We start from the raw sequence: 16,722 nt of genomic DNA, 5'->3' as shown, positions 1-16,722 counted from the left end.
ACTTGTCTAGCCGTAGCCGCGGCGGCTGGCCGCCTCGACGTCTCGCTACTCGGCGCTGGAAATAGCGTCTCTGTGTGCCTCGATTAGTCTATCTATTTCCTTGGCTAGCGCGAGGTCTCTGTCGGTTATTTTGTTGCCGGCGTCGTGGGTGGTGAGCCTGAGGACTAGGTTTGTATATTTCAGCTCCACGTCTGGGTGGTGCCCATGCCTCTCCGCGATCTCAGCTAGATGTGTCAGGAACCTCACCGCGTCTATATACGTCTTGAATCTCAACTTGTACACGATGCACTCCTCTCTCTTCATGTACTTGATGCGACTTCTCCATATATTGTTTTCGAGAATTTAGATAAGCCAGCCACTTGTTAATAATATTTAAAATCGAGAAACGGACGGGGGGTTATGGCTGAGAAAATCGAGAAAAAGAACAAGCTGGCTATAATTGCATGGTCTGGCACCGCCGATAAGCTTTATCCGGTTGCCATATTGTCAAGCGCGGCGGCGGCGGGGGGCTGGGAGGTGGAGGTGTTCTTCACCTTCTGGGGCCTCAACGCCATTAGGAAGGAGCTCCTCAACGCTCCGCCTAAGATCTCGGCCGACTTCTCGGAATACGCCCCGGCGGTTGCGCAGGCAATAATGCAGATGAACTTCCCACCGTGGCACGAGCTGATGAGGCAGGCAAAGGCTATGGGGAATGTGAAGGTGTATGCATGCTCCACCACAATGGAGATGTTTGGCATAAAGGACAAGTCCGCACTCGCCGACTTTGTCGACGACGTAGTCGGCGCAGCTACCTTCCTAGAGAGGGCGAAGGACGCCGCTGTGACGCTGTTCATCTAACCCCCCTTTTTCTTGTATTCCAAGCCCCCTAGTTAATAACTCTTATTTAGAACAATCTGCAGAGCCTCCGTGGAGGTTGTAAAGAAGAGCATAAAAATAAGCGGCTCCCACTGCCTGGGACCTGTAGAGTTGAGGAAGGCTATCGCGGACGTGCCGGTAGGGGGCTACCTTGAGGTTATTACAAACGACCCTTGTGCGAAGGAGGACATACCGGTGTGGTGTAAATTCACAAAGAACGAGCTGGTTGAATACACGGAGCTGGAGGGGGGATGGATGAGGTTTCTAATAAAGAGGACGAGGTAATCTGCGCCTTGGTAATCACCCCGGACGAGGCGGCGCTTAAACTACTGGAAATATTTAAGCCGAGATATATATTTCTAGCTATGGGTGGTCGAAAACTCGCCGAAAAAGCCGCCTCGCTCGGCGAGGTGAGGATATGTACCTACACTCCGTGGGAGGTTCCTCCAGATTTTAAAACCGCGGGGCCACTTAGCTTTATAGAGGCGTGCCGTGGGAGGCCGGTTCTGGTGATATAATGCTTGAGGTGTTTACCAGAGACGCCAAAAGGTGTGTAGAGGATGTGGTGTTTGAAATTGTCTGCACCTGCAACCTGAAGACGCTGATATACGCCGAGGGCGGCGTGATCAAGCTACCGCCAGCCCACGGCGGCTGCAGGATCGAAGACGTGGTGGAGAGGTACTGCGGCGGCTTGTGCCTCTCGGTGAGGGACAGCCACAGAGTCTACGTGCTGGTGTTCTACACCCTCAAGCTGGGGCTTGAAAACCTCGCCAAGTTGATAAAGGACCGTTGCGCCTCGCTTACCTAAACCTCCTAGTTGTGAGGGGGGTGTCCCCCCTCCTGCCCAGCGCCAGCTCGGCGGCGAGCTTCCCCATTGCGGGGCCGTAGGTCCAGCCAAGTCTGCAGGTCCCGGTGGCGATGACCGCGTCGCCCCGCCTCTCTAGGATCGGCAACCCGTCTGGGGTGCAGGGCCTGTAGCCCACCGCCGTGTCGAACACCTCGAAGCTTGGGACCCAGCGCCGCGCCGCCTCCAGCACCTTGTCTAGGTACTTCAGGTCTGGATATGGATCCACGTCAAACCTCCCCGTGATTTTCACCCACCTGGAGAAAGGCACTACGAATACCCCGCCCACGAAGTCGGCTATGGTCTTGCCTGGCTTCTGGGCCGCGGCGGCTCTGACGCCGTATCCCTTCAGCGGCGCCACCGGGACGCCCATCCTGCGGCACCACCACCCGCTGGCAAACACGACGCCGTCCACGGCCAGCCTCTCGCCGTCTTCCAGAACCAAATGTTTGTCCTCCAGCTCGGCGGCACGTTTCTTAATTATCTTAACCCCGCTCAGCTCCCTGACCAGTCTATCCGCGAGCAGGTCCGTTGACACCACCACGGCGTCTAGATACACAATTACCCGCCTCCCGTCCAGCTCCCCCACCTCAAACCTCGGCCTAAGCGGATCCCGCCTCAGCGAGTCGACCTCCTTCTCCACTTCGTCAACCACCTCGTAGACGGGCTCCTCCCTCAGCTCGAAGTCGTTTGACTCCTCGGCGAGTCTGAAATACTCCCTCTTGGAGAACTGGGCCATCTCGCTCATAAATGCCCACACGTCGGCGCCGGGATCCCTGCCGTACATCTTTAAATAAGTCAAGAGCCAGAGAGGGTCTATGCGGCGTAGCGCCGCCTTGCCGCTCCTAATCATCTTCAAGTAGCGGCTCGCGTACCCCCCCACATTTATCCTATTGAGTTCAAACTTGGTAAATTCCAGCACACCCGCGGCCGCCCGCGAGGAGTGGGCGATGTCGCGGGCCTCGACGAGGGCTACGTCCACGCCCTCGCGTTTTAGATAGTAGGCGGCGAAAAGCCCCACCACGCCTCCCCCAACCACCACAATCATGCATAAACACAAGCCGGTAGATTTAAAATTATAGACAGACAAAAGAAAAATAGAAATATACAAGTAGAAACAAGCCTCAATCTATAAAAATAAAAGACTGTCATATAATCTACAAATGATATTTGATTATTAAAGCACTAGTAAATATAATGTTTGTAAAAACTCAATTTCCATAAGTTCAGCCCTACTTAGCTACTTCTATAATAGCCTCTGGCGCTTTGAAGCCCACAGCCTTGTGCGCACCTGAGCAAAACGGCTTCTTCTCTGAGTGCCCGCAACGGCAGAGGGCGTACTGTACCTGGCCGTCTACCTCCACTAGAAGAGGGCCGTTTTCTCTTGCGATTATCCTAATCATGTCACGCCTGGCTTAGAGCCTCCTCGAAGGAGCCGGGGTCGCTGGCTATGTACTCCTCGAGTGTGGACACCTCTACCGGGTCTGTAAACAGCATCTTCACGCCGGAGCTAGTGAAGAATCTGTAGCTGGTCTGGCAGGCGCCGGCGGCTATCACCACGTCCACATCCGGCAACACCTTGTCTCTAAGCCACTGATACTTGGGGAGGCCGTGGGCCGGAGGCGCCTCCTCGCCTTGGAAATCTGTATTCATGACGCCGATTTCGTGGTGGTGATGGTGGTGGTGCTCGTCGTAGTCCGGCACGGAGCCTAGGGGGTTTGTCCTCTCCTCAAGAAGTTTTAGTTGGCCGCCCTCGTACATGTATATACGGAATTTGGGGGCGTGGGCGAAGTGCCCCGGGAACACGACGTTTTCCTGGTTGCATGCAACTGCCACTTTCATTATACAACTGTCGACTCGTATATATAAATTAAATCTAGATACACACCGCCGCATCACGGCCGCCGATAGAAGCCCTAGACGTAGCACCCTACCGATAGCCAGCCCTTGGACACGCCGCGGGGGGACTCTCCCTTCACTTCTCCAGAATTCACGGGAGGCGGGCCGCGGATGCTTGCACCGGCAAGTCCCCGGGGAGAGATCAACCTGGGGGTTTCCTACTAAAGAATATAATGAATACTCGATGTAGGCTACGATAAGTATCCCCCAGGTGCTTTTTAAATAGCTGAAAAAGATGGCCGAGGAGAGGGGTAGTAGCGTAGAGGAGTTGGTGATCGATGCGTTGACGCGACAGCTTGATCCTGACGTTAGGGTTAAGATCTACTTGGAGTTACATGAGAAGTACCTAAAGGAGGCCGAGGAGCTTTATGCAAAGGGCGACTTGGCCCAGAGTGGGGAGAAGTATTGGGGGGCCGTCGCGGCGTTGCTCAACGCAGTTGCAGAAAAGAGAGGTTGGAGACACTACAGCCACCGGGACTACGCCGAAATTATAGAGAGACTTTCTGAAGAGTTGAGGGAGCCTCTGGGCAGACTCTTTGCATGCTGTGAGAGACTTCATTCAAATCACAGCTTTCTGACTAGAGTTAATTTCGACGCCCATAGAGAGGACGCGCTTAGGCTTATGGAGATGCTCAGGAGGTTAGTTGCGTAGAGAGTTTAGGTGGTGTCGGCCTGGTGCTGTTTGTCGCTTGGTGTCCATGTCGCCTAATGTCCCGTGTTTGGTGTGTATCGAAGTTTCGACGCCCCGGGGAGCGCCGGATGAGAGGCGGATTTAGTGGTGTGGCATTCCCTGGGGGCCGTGTTTTAGGTAGTATTCTGGATTTTTTTCAAACGCCTCTTTACAGGCAGGTGAGCAGAAGTAGTAGGCTTTCCCCTTGTAGAGGGTCTTGTACTTGGCGGTGGAGGAGTTTACCTCCATCCCGCAGACTGGGTCAATTTCTTTGTGCATAGGTGTGAAAAAATATGCATTATAAAGGTTTAGTGTCCCACTTCGCCTAGGTATTTGCCATGCCAGCTGTGGAACCAAACGGCGCCGCTGTAGGCGTTGACGCTTAGCATCTGCATGTCGTCTCCAATCTTAAAGTGGTATGTGTAGTAACCTGGGAATGTGTACACTTCTTCAATCTCGGCGCCTGGGAAGTATCGGCTCAGCCAGCTCTGCGCAATTGACCTGGCCTGCTCCTCGCTTATCCTTACCGGCGCCCCCCGCCACATCACTGACTGGGGTTCTGGGTGAACCACGCTGTTGGGGAATACCAACAGCTCGTATTGGGGAGAGCCGCCGAGACCCACCACTACGTAGTACCCATTGCTGTATTTCTCAACAGAGAGGACCTCATAGCCAGTCCTCTCCTCCACGTATCTCGCGACGTTTGTATCGTTAACCACGCCGCCGGCAACCCCCCACCACCCCATCATGGGGCACCCGCCTCCCCACGAGCCTATGCCCGGCCCACGCCACACACCCCACTGACCCATCATACCTCCCATCATACCGCCTGGGTGCCCCATGGCGCTACTTGTATAAGGAGTATTGCCGAAGACGCCACCCCACGGCTGGCTCATCCACATGGCTTGTATGAATATAGACACTGCAACCGCCGTAATTACTAATAATATTATTACTCCTATCTTGGTGTTTGAGTTTTTGTTTTCCATGACCTCATAGAAATTTAGAATTGTATATACCTGCCGTGAAACAAACAGGCGGAACTGTTACGCGCGGAGTGAAATGTCTTAATATATTCCGGATGTTTACCTTTATGAAAGCGGTTTATCTATTCGCCATCGCGGTGGCTCTAGCTTTTCTACTTGACTATGTACATGTCCATCTCATGTGTCCACACTGCCCATTTCCATCCCCCATGTTGCCGATATTCGCCCTACTTGTAGTCGTCACGGTTGCGACTCTCTATTTTTATATACATGGCTTCAAGCCCGTGGAGACGCGGCCGGCGGGGTACTATCTAGTTGTTGCAAATCTACTTCGGGAACCGGAGAGGTCAATTTACATAAAGATATATGAAAAGGGGGGTGAGGCAGTGCTTGCGGAGGTGGCTCGAGAGCTGGGTCTTAGAAAACTTAGGGCTTGGAGAGCCGCCCAGAGGCTTGCCGAAAAAAACCTAGTGGTTTTAGAAAAGCAGGCAGGTAGGCTAGTAGTGAGGCTGAGGCCCCTTGAAGAGCTGTCTATAGAGCCAGAACACGGCAAGAATTATAAACGCTATAAACAGGACAAACAGCACAAAGCCGAGAAGCATCCATAAGAAGCCCCACCAACCAACGCCCGGCCCCCACCAGCCGCCGCACATGGGGCACTGCGCCTGTAAAAACCCCGTCAGTATCAGGCCTATACCTATTTTCCTCATGGGCCACCACTGGGTGGGTCCTTTTATTGATTTGCTGAATTGCCTCGCGGGAGGCGGTTTCACATAGCTGAAACTTGTTGAAAATGGAGGTTTCACACTTTCCATATATGTGTGTATTTCAATTACCTCATGGCTAGAGAGAAGAGGCAGAAATCTGTTGTAAAGAGTCTATTCGTGCTGGTGGTGGTTGCCGTAGCTTCGCTTACGTTGGGGGTTGTTTTAAAGCAGTTCTACTTCAACGGTGCGGTGTCTAGAGAAACAGGTTCTGTGAAGGCGGTGTTTTACTATTCTCCGCCGTGCGGCTGTTGCGGTACATATCTGCCTAAATTGAGATCTATCCTAGCTGTGGAGGTAAGGGTGGTATCTCCAGAGGAGCTTATAGGAATTAAGAAGAGTCTAGGGATACCTGTGGATTTGCAGTCGTGTCACACAGTTGTTATAAACGGCAGATATGTAGAGGGCCATGTCCCGGTCTCGGCGGTGGCTGAATTAGCACAAGACGGCTTCGTCGGAGTAAAAGGCTTGGCTTTACCACATAGAGAGACGGACTCCAAAACGTAGGAGGGGCCGGGGTATTACGTAGTGTACGAAAACGGCAACGTACGGCGCGTAGATTCGTAGACCTGCCTCTGGAGGGGTGTCAAGACACCGGCGGCTCTGCCGGGGAGCGTGGTTAAGCCCCCGGGCGTTTTTAGAGAGAGGGGTGGGTTGATTGTCCCACCTCTTGTCGGTGGGGTGAGGCCGGGAGGTTGTGTGGTTTCGCATCAGGTATATATCTGCGGGTCGGTTTAGATGGATATGGAGTTTTCGAGAGGGCTTTCTGTGGGGCTTAGGGTGGAGGGCCGTGAGACTGTGTTGAAGATTTTGGGGATGCACTGCGCCACGTGTTCGCTGACAGTGCAGAAGGCGCTTTTGTCTGTCCGTGGGGTTAAGTGGGCAGAGGCGTCTCTCGCCAGTAACGAGGCGAGGCTGGTGGTGGATCCAGAGGTTCTGGACTACGGCGAGCTTCTCAGGGCGGTGAGGAGGGCTGGGTACGACGTGTATAGGGAGTCGGCTTACTTCGTGGTGGATTTCCGGCCGGAGGAGGCGGAGTCGGTGGAGAGGCGGGCGGGGGGCTGGGGAGTGTTCTACGCCAGGGCGAATCCGGCGACTGGCGTACTCTATGTTGAGTACAACCCGCTGGAGGTGGGCGCCGACGTTGTTGTGAAGCGTCTTGAGGAGGCTGGGTACAGGGTGAGGGAGGTTAGGAGGGGCGGGGTTGAGGTAGACGTGGATAGGCGGGTGGCTGAGCTGGAGGCGGCGGATTTGAGGCGTAGGCTCTTGCCCGCGGCGGCGGCGTCTGCGTTACTGGTGCCCATGATGGTGGGGGTTGAGCTGGTCCCGCCGCTGGTGCAGATGGCTCTGGCGGCTCTGGTGCAGTTCTACTCAGGATGGAGGTTTATCTCGGGGGCCGCCAGGGCTTTTAGAAACGGGACGGCGAATATGGACACCCTTGTCACGTTGGGCACCCTCAGCGCCTTTCTCTACAGCGTGTATGCCGTCTTTGCCGGTGGGCCGACTTTTTTCGAAGCCTCGGCGCTTGTGATTACGTTCGTCCTCGCTGGTAGGTACTTGGAGAGTTTGATGAAGTTGAGGAGTGGAGACGCGGTTAGGCGGCTGGCCGGCCTCCAGCCGCCGAGGGCCAGGGTGAGGCGGGGGGGAGGCTGGGTGGAGGTGGACGCCGCGGAGGTGAGGCCGGGGGAGGTGGTGGAGGTGAGAGAGGGGGAGAGGCTCCCCGTGGATGGCTACGTGGACGAGGGCGTGGGGGCGGTGGACGAGTCTGCCTTCACCGGGGAGCCTCTGCCGGTGGAGAAGGGGCCGGGCGACTTGGTTCTGGCGGGGACGACGCTGGTCAGAGGCCGGCTTCTGGTGAGGGCTACGCGTAGTGGCGAGGCCACCTACCTGGCGGAGGTGGTTAAGCTGGTGAGGCAGGCGCAGAACGCGAGGTTGCCTATCCAGAACTTTGTGGACAGAGTCTCCGGGGTCTTTACCTGGGTCGTGATGGCTGTGGCGTCTGCTACTTTCGTGGGGTGGCTCCTCGCGGGGGCCCCCGTGTGGCGTGCCTTGCTGTTCGCGGTGGCTGTGCTGGTGGTTGCCTGCCCCTGCGCCTTGGGCTTGGCGACTCCTCTGGCGGTGGTGGTGGGGATCGGCAGGGCGGCGGAGAGGGGTCTCTTGGTAAAGAACGTCGAGGCTGTGGAGCGGGCTCTGGGGGCTAGATACGTGGCTTTTGACAAGACCGGCACCTTGACGGTGGGGGCGCCCCGGGTTGTGAAGTATGTAGGCGACGAGTGGGCGCTGTCGCTGGCGGCGTCAGCCGAGGCTAAGTCGGCGCATCCAATAGCGGCCGCCGTGGTTAAATTCGCCGCGGAGAGGGGGGTTGCTGTGGCTGAGCCTGATATGTTCGACACATTCCCCGGCCAGGGGGTGTACGCCCGGGTGAACGGCGCGGTGGTTGGTGTGGGTAATGAGAAGCTGGTGGAGGGGCTCGGGGCTGAGTTGCCACTGGAGATCCGCCGGGAAGCGGAGGCGTACAGAGCCGAGGGCTACACCGTGGCTTACGTCGTGGTGGACGGCGTGGTGAGAGGCTACTTAGTCGTGGGGGACGAGGTGAGGCCTGAGGCGGGGAGGATCTTGCAGAGGCTGAGGGAGATGGGGCTGGAGCCCGTTATTGTCTCGGGGGACCACGTGGCGGCTGTGGCCAAGGTGGCGGAGAGGCTGGGCGTCAAGAGGTACTTCGGCGGCAAGACCCCGGAGGAGAAGGCCGAGGTGGTGAAGGAGCTTAAGAAGGAGGGCGGGGTTATCTTCATAGGGGATGGTGTTAACGACGCGCCGGCTCTAGCCACGGCTGATGTGGGTATCGCGGTGGCGACCGGCACAGAGGTGGCGAAGGAGGCTGGCGACGTGGTGGTGAGGAAGGGGGACTTGGCCAAGGTGGTGGAGTTTCTAGAGCTGTCCCGCAAGATTGTGAGGAACGCCCGGTTTAACCTCTTCTGGGCTTTTGTATACAACGCCGCGCTTATACCAGTGGCGGCGGGCCTCTTCTACCCCGCCCTCTACCTCCGCCCCGAGCTGGCGGGGCTGGCCATGGCGCTCAGCAGCATATCCGTCACGCTAAACGCCCTGCGGCTTAGGAGGGCGTGAAAATAGAAGATCCCGGAGACGCTAGGATTGGGAGGACGTAGCCGCCTTATCATAATGTTGGGTCAGCTGTGGCGTAGTGTCCCCGCTTTTTAGAGTTCCCATCTAACGGAAAGGTGGACAAGGACCGTGGAGTTTTTATCGTAAAACTCGGCTCCTACCTTGGCCTCTACTGCCCTCTTAATTTCTACTCGCCTCGTCAGCTTTAGAGACACGGCCCTTAGGATCTCTTGTCCTGGTAAGTTTTAAATCTTGGCCACGGCTCTTCTGTGAGCGATGAGTCGGATCCCCGAGATTGACGTGGACTAGGCTAATCTGCGAAGCGGCGTGTCTCGTACACCTGTCTCGAATTCCCCAGTTCCCTCCTCGAAATTGTGAAGTTCGTCAAGCGGCATCTTTGGCTCTAGCTTGAAGAGAGCTGGTAAAACCACCAGCTACTGGTGGTACTACCAGTGAAGAACGGTGGATGCTCGCCTATCCCCTTTTCTCAATAGGTAGCCTGCCTCTCTTCAAGTCGTTAATTAACATGGCCAGCTCCTCCACGGCCTCCCTCAGTATGGCCTCCCCCTTTGCCCGCGAGGCTTTTGAGGGGTAGCCCTGCACCGCCTTTGTATATACCACGCGGCTCACCTCTTTTCCGTATACAGCGTATCGCATCTCCACCCACTCGTCAGCGTCTCTGGGAACCTCCTTTACTAGGTGTGGGTAGGCCGCCAAAACTTCGCTAGTCTCGTCCTCAGCCGCGTGGCCTTCCGGCGTCTCTAAAACCCTCCTTCTCGCCTCCTTTGCTAGATCAATCCACCAATTCACCACGACAATTGTTAAGTCAGAGGCCTTGGCCGCATCGCGGGCGGCGGCTCTCAACGCGTCTACATTGCCGCCGTGGCCGTTTACAACAACGAGGTACCTCACCCCATTCCTCGCCACCTCCGTAAATATTTCTCGAAACAGCCGGTAGAGAGTCTCCTGGGATATTGATATGGTCCCTGGAAATTTGTCTAATACGTAGGTATAGCCGTACCAAAGCGGCGGCATTAGGAGCGCCCCCGTCTGCTCAGTTGCCTTTTCTGCTATGTAGATTGCCATTAGGGTGTCGGTGCCCAGGGGGAGGTGCGGGCCGTGGGCCTCAACGACGCCCACCGGCAACACAGCCACCGTCTTGTCCACTCTCTCAAATTCGGGCCAGGTGAGTTCGTGCCACTTCATGATGTGCGCGGTGTATGTGTTATTATAGGTATCGCCCTACAGGTGGATAACCATGTTATCCTCGGCAACTAAAACGTGGCGGTTTAGCTTTTTCACGTCTTGATACACCGTGGGATTGAACTTTTCATCGATGTGGCTCAGCACCACCTCGCGTACCTTCATGGCTTCGGCCTCCCTCACAGCATCAAAGGTGGTCATGTGAGCGTACCTCCTGCAGATTTCTCCATACTCCTCGTTGCATGTGGCCTCTAGCACCGCCAGCTCAACCCCCTGGCCCAGCCTCTCAACGGGTTCGCAACCAGGCCCCGTGTCTCCAGAGAATAGTATGTCCAGGCCGCGGGCAGATATCTTAAACGCATACGCCTCCTCCGCGGTGTGGTGACATGCCTCACCGGCCTCAACCACCAGCGTATTTTGCTTCACAACGGTGCCCGGGGCCAATCTGTGGAAATGGATCTGGTAGCTGGGCGCCTTGAATAGATTTACAGCGACGAGCCTAGCCGCCTCTTCTACAACCCTAGGGGCGAATATGTGGATGGGCTTCCTCCGCCCCTCGATGTGGGCTTGGAAAAGCGTCTCTGGCAGGCCTAAGTAGTGGTCCATGTGGCTGTGCGTCACTAGTACGTAGTCCACCTCGGCTAGGAGCCCCCTGTCTGACAGCCGGTAGTGGCACCCAACCCCGCAGTCGATCACCACCAAGCCCTCGCCTGTGTCTAGCAGATTGGCCGACCTCCAGCGCCTGGAGCCGGGGCTACCGCCCGCGCCCGATCCCAATATGTGTAGGTACATAGCTAGGCAAATTTCACCACCTTATCTTTCTTAACGTCGAACCTCACCACCTGGCCCTCGGCTATGTTGAAATCAGGAGGGGCCCTTGCCTTGATAAATTGGCCTTCGTATTCAACCTCCACTATTTTATAGGCGCCGAGATATTCAACCCTAGCCACCCTACCCACGTATGGCCCGTTGCCGAGCGCCACGTCCTCTGGCCTAAAGCCGACGCGCTCCTCGCCGCCTAGCCCCAGTAGCTTGGCTGGAACCACGTTGCTCAGCCCAAGGAAGTTGAAGACAAAGAGACTACGGGGGCTTGTGTAGAGCTGTGACGGGGGGCCGACCTCCTCCACCCTCCCGTTGTTTATAACCACCAGCAGGTCGCCAATCGCCATTGCCTCCTCCTGATCGTGTGTGACGTGTATCACAGTTGTGCCGAGCCTCCTCTGGAGATCTTTCAAAAACCCCCTCACCTCGAGCCTCAGCCTCGCGTCGATGTTGCTAAGCGGCTCGTCAAGGAGTAGGACTTTGGGCTCTTTCACCAAGGCCCTGGCGAGGGCCACCCTTTGTTGCTGTCCTCCGGAGAGCTGGTGGGGGTATTTCTCCAGCTGATCGGCGATGCCCAGAATCTCGGCCATCTTCACCACGCGCCTCTTAACCTCTGCCATAGGCATCTTTTTATTTTTCAGCGGCATCGCTATGTTGTCGAAAACAGTTAGGTGTGGGTAGAGGGCGTAGTTTTGAAACACAATGCCGATATCTCTCTTCCACACCGGGAGCCTCGTCACGTCTCTCCCATCTATGTATATAGAGCCGGCGTCAGGCTTCTCAAGCCCCGCTATAAGCCTCAGCAAGGTGGTTTTACCCGAACCCGACGGGCCTAGCAACACCACGTAGGTGTTGTCTGGAATAGTCAGCTCGTCGATGCTGAGGGTAAAAGTCTTGAAGCTCTTTCTAAGGCCCTTTATCAAGAGCATGGCCTACCTGGCGCCCCACACCTTTTCAAGATTTTTCCTAACTGCAATGAGATACATCAGCGGTGGGAGGATGCTCACAATACCCGCGGCTGCCACCTCTCCGTAGCTCATAGTTACCGGGCTCATCAACATGGCGATGTAGATGGAAAAGGTCTGGGCGCCGGAGAAGGACAGCGGGTTGGAGAGGTTGTACGGCGTCGAGGTGAAGGCGAGGGGGAACACCAAAGCGCCCCACGAGAATAGAAAAGCGTAGAGCCCCGCCACGCTCATGCCGCCTCTGCTCAGGGGCAGGACCGCCTTGGCGAAAGCCTTCACCCGGCTCAGGCCGTCGGCCAGCGCCGCCTCCTCCACCTGCCTATTGAAGTTGGCGTAGAAGTTGTACAGTATCCATATGGAGTAGGGCAACGTCATTATCGGATAAGTTAAGACCAACGCAAATAAAGTGTCATAGACGTGTAGCTCCCTAACCACTAGGTAGAGGGGGACGATGTATAGAAGCGTGGGGGTCGTCATGAGGTAGAGGATATACGCCACCAGGTAGCCCCCACCCACCCCGTGGAGGCGCATGGGGTAGGCGGCTAATGTAGCCAAGAAAATTGTCAACGTCGTGTTTATAGCCGCTATGTAGATACTCACTAAGAAGAAGGGAAGGCCGTGGGTGAATACCTGGATAAAGTTGTCGAAGGCTAGTCTGGAGGGGAGGATGGCGGGCGGCACGTTTATGATCTCGCTGGGAGGCTTCACCGCCACTAGAAATAGCCATATCAGCGGCGTGAAGACAAAGAAGAGCGCCGAGGCGAGGACTGCGGCGTGGAGCACGGGCGGCGCCTCGCGGTTGGGTAGCCGGTATACGCCCGGCATCTTTAGGAAAGTCCTCGCCGTGAGGGCCTTCATGTAAGTCAGCGATAGGGCTGTCCCCACCGCGGTCATCAAGACGATTAGCATCGCTGCGTATCCAAACTCCCCAGAGGCAAACTTCTCAAAGCTGTAGTACGCCAAGTTGTCCAGTAGCCTCGGCCCCACCTGCGCCGTGCCGATGTATATGGGGTCGAAGGTGAAGAACCCCGTCAAGGCAGTGAGGACGAAGGCTGTGAGTATGTGGGGGGTGATCAGGGGGAGGTCAACGGCGAAGAATTTCCTAATTCCCACCACTCCGTCGGCCATGGCGGCCTCGTCTACAGTCTGCGGCACTGACCTCAGCCCGGAGTAAATTACCAACACCGCCGTGGGGAAAGCGCGCCAGACGTCGATCAGAACCACAGTCCACACAGTGGAGAGGGGGTTCATCTTGATTAAGCCGCTCTGCATTAAGTAGTAGCCAAGGCCGTAAAGGGGGTTTAGCATTAGGTACCACGCCATGGCGGCGGTCACAGGCGGGATGAAGGCGGGGAGCATAACCAGGATTAGCCACCTACCGCCTAGACGCTTTATGGCGAGCGCCACGGGCGTGGCTATTAGGACGGCTATAACAGGCGTCGCCACTGTGTAGAATACCGTGTTCCAAAGAATCAGAGGTCCATAGGGATCTTTTTCAACAAACCAGAGATAGTTGCCCAGACCAACCCACCTCAGCGACCCCTCGTATGTCCTCTCAAAAAAACTGAGGAAAATGTTGCTTAGGATTGGATAGAGGGTGAGGGAAAAGAGATAGAGAAGTGGGGGCAGGGCTAGAAAAAAGAGTTGTTTATCCCTCATGAAATTTTCATAATGCTGAGCCAGGTCTTGTAGATATTCATCTGCGTGGTTGCGGCGTCTTGCTCCCCCCTTAGATACTTAGCCACCTCGTTGATGAAGTACGGCCTGAGATCTGTGAAGAAGTTGGTGACTCTGTTGACCAGCGTGAGTCTCGGTAGCTCAGACTGCGGAATCTTGCCCTGGAGCAACGGCACGAAGGGCTTCACCCAGCTCATGGAGGGCACCTCAGCCGCGGCTTGCAGTCCCGTTACGGTAGAGGGAACAAAGCCCACCTTCTCCGCGCCGAGTTTATACATCTCGGGAGACATTAAAAACGATATGAATTTCGCCGCCAGGTCGGGGTCTTTAGCATATGGGTTAATCCCTATGAAAGTGGGGGCTAGGCCGGTGGCGTATGGGAATTTGCCGCCGGGGAGCGGCGCAATCGCGATGTCACCAGCCACCTTTGAAAGGGTGGCGTTGTTGTATATAGGTATGAAGCTGGTCCAGGCGGCGACCATAGCGTAGTCGCCTGTGAGGAAGAGGTCTCTCAACTGGTCGTACTCCATAGCCTGCACTGTAATCGGAGGCTGGAACTGCACCAGCTTCTTGTATGTCTCAAGTGCCTGTAGGAAGGAGGGGCACCCCACGGTTATGTTTACGCCCTGCGGGGTTGATCTGAAGTAGGCCCAGTAGCCCTGGGTAGGCGCCGCACCCTCTAGCTGGGGGATGCCGACGCACGGATCGCTGAGGGCGTATGTGTAGAAGATACCGATAAATCCATTGAAGATAGACTGCTGTAGCCCGTCGGGGAACAGAAGGGCATATTTAGCCACCTTCTTTTCCTGTAGGAATTCGGCGGCTTTTATTAGCTGATCCCACGAAGACCATGTAAGCGGGTCCAGGTCAAATCCATATCTCTGCTTAAACTCCTGCCTTAGATTTGGATTTTCGAAAATCGACTTCCGGTAGACGAGGACGTAGCCGAAAACCATTTGAAACGGCACGCCGAAGATCTTCGTAATTTTTCCATCGCCTGACAGCACGATTACAGCAGTCATTGCGCCGATTGGGAGCTCAGACATGGTGAACAGCCCCTTGTCGAAATACGGCTTGAGATCCATTAAGTAGGGCCCGAGGGTCGAGGCCTGCGACGGATAGAATATGATGACCGCCGGGTCGGGATTCTTGTTCTGCAACGCCGTGAGCGCGGTTTGGACCATCTGGCCAAACGGCACCGGCTGAATAGTTATCGTCACGCCCGGGTACCTCTTCATGAACTCACTTGCCACAAGCTTTACGTAGGGCATCAGCGTGGGATCCCCCGTGGGCACCAGCACGGTGAGAGATCCGGTTATCTGAGGCGATGTTGTGGCGGACGTAGGCGAAGTGGGGGAGGCAGTGGGGCTCTGGGTGGCCGTGGGCCTCTGTTGCGGGGTCTGTGTAAGCGTCAACAAAGCCAATGCGATTATTAACAAGGCAACAACCCCCACTATAATTGCAGTTGTTCGAGACATGCCCCAAAATAAAGATATCTATATATCAGTTGTCCATAGCAACGGCTGGGGATTCGCTAGGCGAGCTGGCGCTGGGCGGTTTCAGGTAGCCACTTAAGCGCCACTACCAACGCCACCGCCACTACGGCGTAGGTGTACAGCAGGACCCCGGCCAGCGGGTTGTTAAACACGACGCCGAGGGTCTGGACGATTGAGGGGGTGAAGCCGCCGAATAGGCCAATACCTATGTTAAACGCCAGCGACATGCCGGTGTAGCGCACCCTCGTCGGGAAGAGCTCAGCCAGGGTTGTCCCCAAGACGCTGAAGGTGAATGCGGTGGTGAGGATAAGGACAAATATCAAGAGGGAGGCCAGCGCCACGCTTCTTATGCCCGCCAGGGCGTAGTAGATTGGGTAGAACACGGCGAGCCCCATGACGAGCCCCGCCATGTATATCCGCCTCCTCCCCACCCTATCCGCCATGTAGGCGTTTAGTATGTAGAAAGGCAGATGGGCAATAGAGGCGGCGCCCACTGCCATATTTGCATCCACAGGGCTCCACTTAAGGGCGTTGGTTAAGTAGGGGAATATGTAGCCGGTGGCTGTGTAGGCGATAACCGCGTGGCCAGCCGCCACGGCTATACCCACAAGCATGTAGAGAGGGTACTTGGCAAACGCCTCCACGATGGGTATCCTGGAGATATTGCCCTCTGCCTTGATCTTCTAGAATAGGGGGGTCTCGGCGAGCCTCAACCTAAGCCAGAGACCGAAGAGGGTAAGCACTATGGAGACTAGGAACGGCACCCTCCAGCCCCACGCCTCGAAGTCGGCCTTGGGCAGAGTAAAGGCTGTGGCCACGAGGGTGAGGGAGGAGAGGCCGAGGCCGAGCGGCGGCGTCGCCGCGAGGAAGCCGGCGTAGAAAGCCCGCCTGCCCTGCGGCGCGTGTTCCAGCACGTAGGTCACGGCGCCTCCGAACTCGCCCCCAAGCGCAACGCCCTGCAACATACGTAGAGCCGCCAGGAGGATCGGGGCCATTATCCCCACCTGGTCGTAGGTCGGGAGGAGGCCTATGAGGAATGTGGAGGTGCCCATGAGTAGGAGGGTGGCGAGAAACGTGGTTTTCCTCCCCACGCGGTCGCCGAGGTGTCCAAAAACAGCGGCGCCGAGAGGCCTCACGACGAACCCAGTTGCGAACACCAGCCAAGTGAGGATAACGGCGGCGGCTGGGTCCCCCTTCGGGAAAAACTTAGCCGCGATGAAGGGGGAAATCGAGGCGTAGGCAAAAAAATCATACCATTCAATCAACGTGCCGATTGTAGAGGCTGTGACTACAAATCTTAGAGACATAGGAACCAGATGTATACAAAATTAAAGTATTGCCATATATAGAAGTAAGTAACATATTGTTAAGTTCAGCTTAAGAGAGGCGTATAGGAGGCCTCACCTCAGCGGCAAGAA

General features: G+C 56.0%; 21 protein-coding genes. 8 read left to right on the top strand and 13 right to left on the bottom strand.

Annotation, left to right across the window (positions count from 1 at the left end):
- Positions 1–45: 45 nt before the first annotated feature.
- On the bottom strand, positions 46–312 hold the full coding sequence (locus tag P186_RS08390) for a 4a-hydroxytetrahydrobiopterin dehydratase (RefSeq protein ID WP_257719882.1): 267 nt from the start codon (positions 310–312) through the stop codon (positions 46–48).
- 87 nt (positions 313–399) lie between these two features.
- Between P186_RS08390 and P186_RS08385 the strand changes: the two genes are divergently transcribed.
- The 4 genes from P186_RS08385 to P186_RS08370 all read left to right on the top strand — a co-directional run bounded on the left by P186_RS08385 (position 400) and on the right by P186_RS08370 (position 1,663).
- Entirely contained in the window at positions 400–837 is a 438-nt protein-coding gene (locus tag P186_RS08385; protein WP_014289026.1) for a DsrE/DsrF/DrsH-like family protein, read from the top strand.
- Between the two features lie 69 nt (positions 838–906).
- Positions 907–1,140 (top strand): sulfurtransferase TusA family protein, encoded by a 234-nt coding sequence (locus P186_RS08380; RefSeq protein ID WP_014289025.1) that lies wholly within the window; start codon positions 907–909, stop codon positions 1,138–1,140.
- Positions 1,107–1,373 carry a hypothetical protein gene (locus tag P186_RS08375; protein ID WP_014289024.1) on the top strand — a complete coding sequence of 89 codons (267 nt, stop codon included), beginning with the start codon at positions 1,107–1,109 and terminating at the stop codon, positions 1,371–1,373. The genes P186_RS08380 and P186_RS08375 overlap by 34 nt, the downstream gene beginning before the upstream one ends.
- Positions 1,343–1,663, top strand: coding sequence for a hypothetical protein (locus tag P186_RS08370; RefSeq protein ID WP_237179378.1), 321 nt, complete (start codon positions 1,343–1,345; stop codon positions 1,661–1,663). The genes P186_RS08375 and P186_RS08370 overlap by 31 nt, the downstream gene beginning before the upstream one ends.
- Here P186_RS08370 and dpdh read toward each other — a convergent pair.
- From dpdh to P186_RS08355, 3 genes are all read right to left on the bottom strand, one after another.
- The gene (dpdh, locus tag P186_RS08365) at positions 1,656–2,747 is read right to left on the bottom strand and encodes a D-proline dehydrogenase (RefSeq protein WP_014289022.1); all 1,092 of its coding nucleotides are present in this window, start codon (positions 2,745–2,747) and stop codon (positions 1,656–1,658) included. The genes P186_RS08370 and dpdh overlap by 8 nt on opposite strands.
- A gap of 184 nt (positions 2,748–2,931) precedes the next feature.
- Positions 2,932–3,102 carry a CDGSH iron-sulfur domain-containing protein gene (locus P186_RS08360; protein WP_014289021.1) on the bottom strand — a complete coding sequence of 57 codons (171 nt, stop codon included), beginning with the start codon at positions 3,100–3,102 and terminating at the stop codon, positions 2,932–2,934.
- Position 3,103: 1 nt separating this feature from the next.
- Complete coding sequence (locus P186_RS08355; RefSeq protein ID WP_148682885.1) at positions 3,104–3,541, bottom strand: NifB/NifX family molybdenum-iron cluster-binding protein; 438 nt, start codon at positions 3,539–3,541, stop codon at positions 3,104–3,106.
- Between the two features lie 292 nt (positions 3,542–3,833).
- Here P186_RS08355 and P186_RS08350 point away from each other — a divergent pair, with 292 nt between their 5' ends.
- On the top strand, positions 3,834–4,250 hold the full coding sequence (locus tag P186_RS08350) for a PaREP1 family protein (protein ID WP_014289019.1): 417 nt from the start codon (positions 3,834–3,836) through the stop codon (positions 4,248–4,250).
- Between the two features lie 120 nt (positions 4,251–4,370).
- Here the strand turns inward: P186_RS08350 and P186_RS08345 are convergent, their stop codons facing one another.
- Together P186_RS08345 and P186_RS08340 are read right to left on the bottom strand one after the other, a co-directional pair.
- On the bottom strand, positions 4,371–4,547 hold the full coding sequence (locus tag P186_RS08345) for a YHS domain-containing protein (RefSeq protein WP_014289018.1): 177 nt from the start codon (positions 4,545–4,547) through the stop codon (positions 4,371–4,373).
- Between the two features lie 29 nt (positions 4,548–4,576).
- Positions 4,577–5,257, bottom strand: a complete 681-nt coding sequence (locus tag P186_RS08340; RefSeq protein ID WP_014289017.1) for a PepSY domain-containing protein — start codon at positions 5,255–5,257, stop codon at positions 4,577–4,579.
- A gap of 104 nt (positions 5,258–5,361) precedes the next feature.
- On the opposite strand from P186_RS08340, the gene P186_RS08335 reads away from it, so the two are divergent.
- The 3 genes from P186_RS08335 (at position 5,362) to P186_RS08325 (ending at position 9,144) form a co-directional block, all read left to right on the top strand.
- Positions 5,362–5,862: a helix-turn-helix transcriptional regulator gene (locus P186_RS08335; RefSeq protein WP_148682884.1), complete on the top strand. Its 501-nt coding sequence runs from the start codon at positions 5,362–5,364 to the stop codon at positions 5,860–5,862.
- A 231-nt stretch (positions 5,863–6,093) separates the two neighbouring features.
- Positions 6,094–6,525: a DUF411 domain-containing protein gene (locus P186_RS08330; RefSeq protein ID WP_148682883.1), complete on the top strand. Its 432-nt coding sequence runs from the start codon at positions 6,094–6,096 to the stop codon at positions 6,523–6,525.
- A 231-nt stretch (positions 6,526–6,756) separates the two neighbouring features.
- The gene (locus P186_RS08325; RefSeq protein WP_014289013.1) at positions 6,757–9,144 is read left to right on the top strand and encodes a heavy metal translocating P-type ATPase; all 2,388 of its coding nucleotides are present in this window, start codon (positions 6,757–6,759) and stop codon (positions 9,142–9,144) included.
- A gap of 471 nt (positions 9,145–9,615) precedes the next feature.
- Here the strand turns inward: P186_RS08325 and P186_RS08320 are convergent, their stop codons facing one another.
- From P186_RS08320 to P186_RS14625, 7 genes are read right to left on the bottom strand one after another with little or no spacing between them, the layout of a single operon-like run.
- Entirely contained in the window at positions 9,616–10,347 is a 732-nt protein-coding gene (locus P186_RS08320; protein WP_014289011.1) for a creatininase family protein, read from the bottom strand.
- Between the two features lie 36 nt (positions 10,348–10,383).
- Positions 10,384–11,136 carry an MBL fold metallo-hydrolase gene (locus P186_RS08315; protein ID WP_014289010.1) on the bottom strand — a complete coding sequence of 251 codons (753 nt, stop codon included), beginning with the start codon at positions 11,134–11,136 and terminating at the stop codon, positions 10,384–10,386.
- Between the two features lie 2 nt (positions 11,137–11,138).
- The gene (locus tag P186_RS08310) at positions 11,139–12,095 is read right to left on the bottom strand and encodes an ABC transporter ATP-binding protein (RefSeq protein ID WP_014289009.1); all 957 of its coding nucleotides are present in this window, start codon (positions 12,093–12,095) and stop codon (positions 11,139–11,141) included.
- Positions 12,096–12,098: 3 nt separating this feature from the next.
- Positions 12,099–13,790, bottom strand: a complete 1,692-nt coding sequence (locus P186_RS08305; RefSeq protein ID WP_014289008.1) for an ABC transporter permease — start codon at positions 13,788–13,790, stop codon at positions 12,099–12,101.
- The gene (locus P186_RS08300; protein WP_148682881.1) at positions 13,787–15,286 is read right to left on the bottom strand and encodes an ABC transporter substrate-binding protein; all 1,500 of its coding nucleotides are present in this window, start codon (positions 15,284–15,286) and stop codon (positions 13,787–13,789) included. The genes P186_RS08305 and P186_RS08300 overlap by 4 nt, the downstream gene beginning before the upstream one ends.
- Positions 15,287–15,342: 56 nt before the next feature.
- On the bottom strand, positions 15,343–15,948 hold the full coding sequence (locus tag P186_RS14630; protein ID WP_338050669.1) for an MFS transporter: 606 nt from the start codon (positions 15,946–15,948) through the stop codon (positions 15,343–15,345).
- Between the two features lie 39 nt (positions 15,949–15,987).
- Positions 15,988–16,611 carry an MFS transporter gene (locus tag P186_RS14625; RefSeq protein ID WP_338050668.1) on the bottom strand — a complete coding sequence of 208 codons (624 nt, stop codon included), beginning with the start codon at positions 16,609–16,611 and terminating at the stop codon, positions 15,988–15,990.
- Positions 16,612–16,722 lie beyond the last annotated feature (111 nt).

The sequence above is a fragment of the Pyrobaculum ferrireducens genome (assembly GCF_000234805.1).
In the GTDB taxonomy this organism is placed as follows: domain Archaea; phylum Thermoproteota; class Thermoprotei; order Thermoproteales; family Thermoproteaceae; genus Pyrobaculum; species Pyrobaculum ferrireducens.
This window is presented reverse-complemented; position numbering and strand designations above follow the sequence as displayed.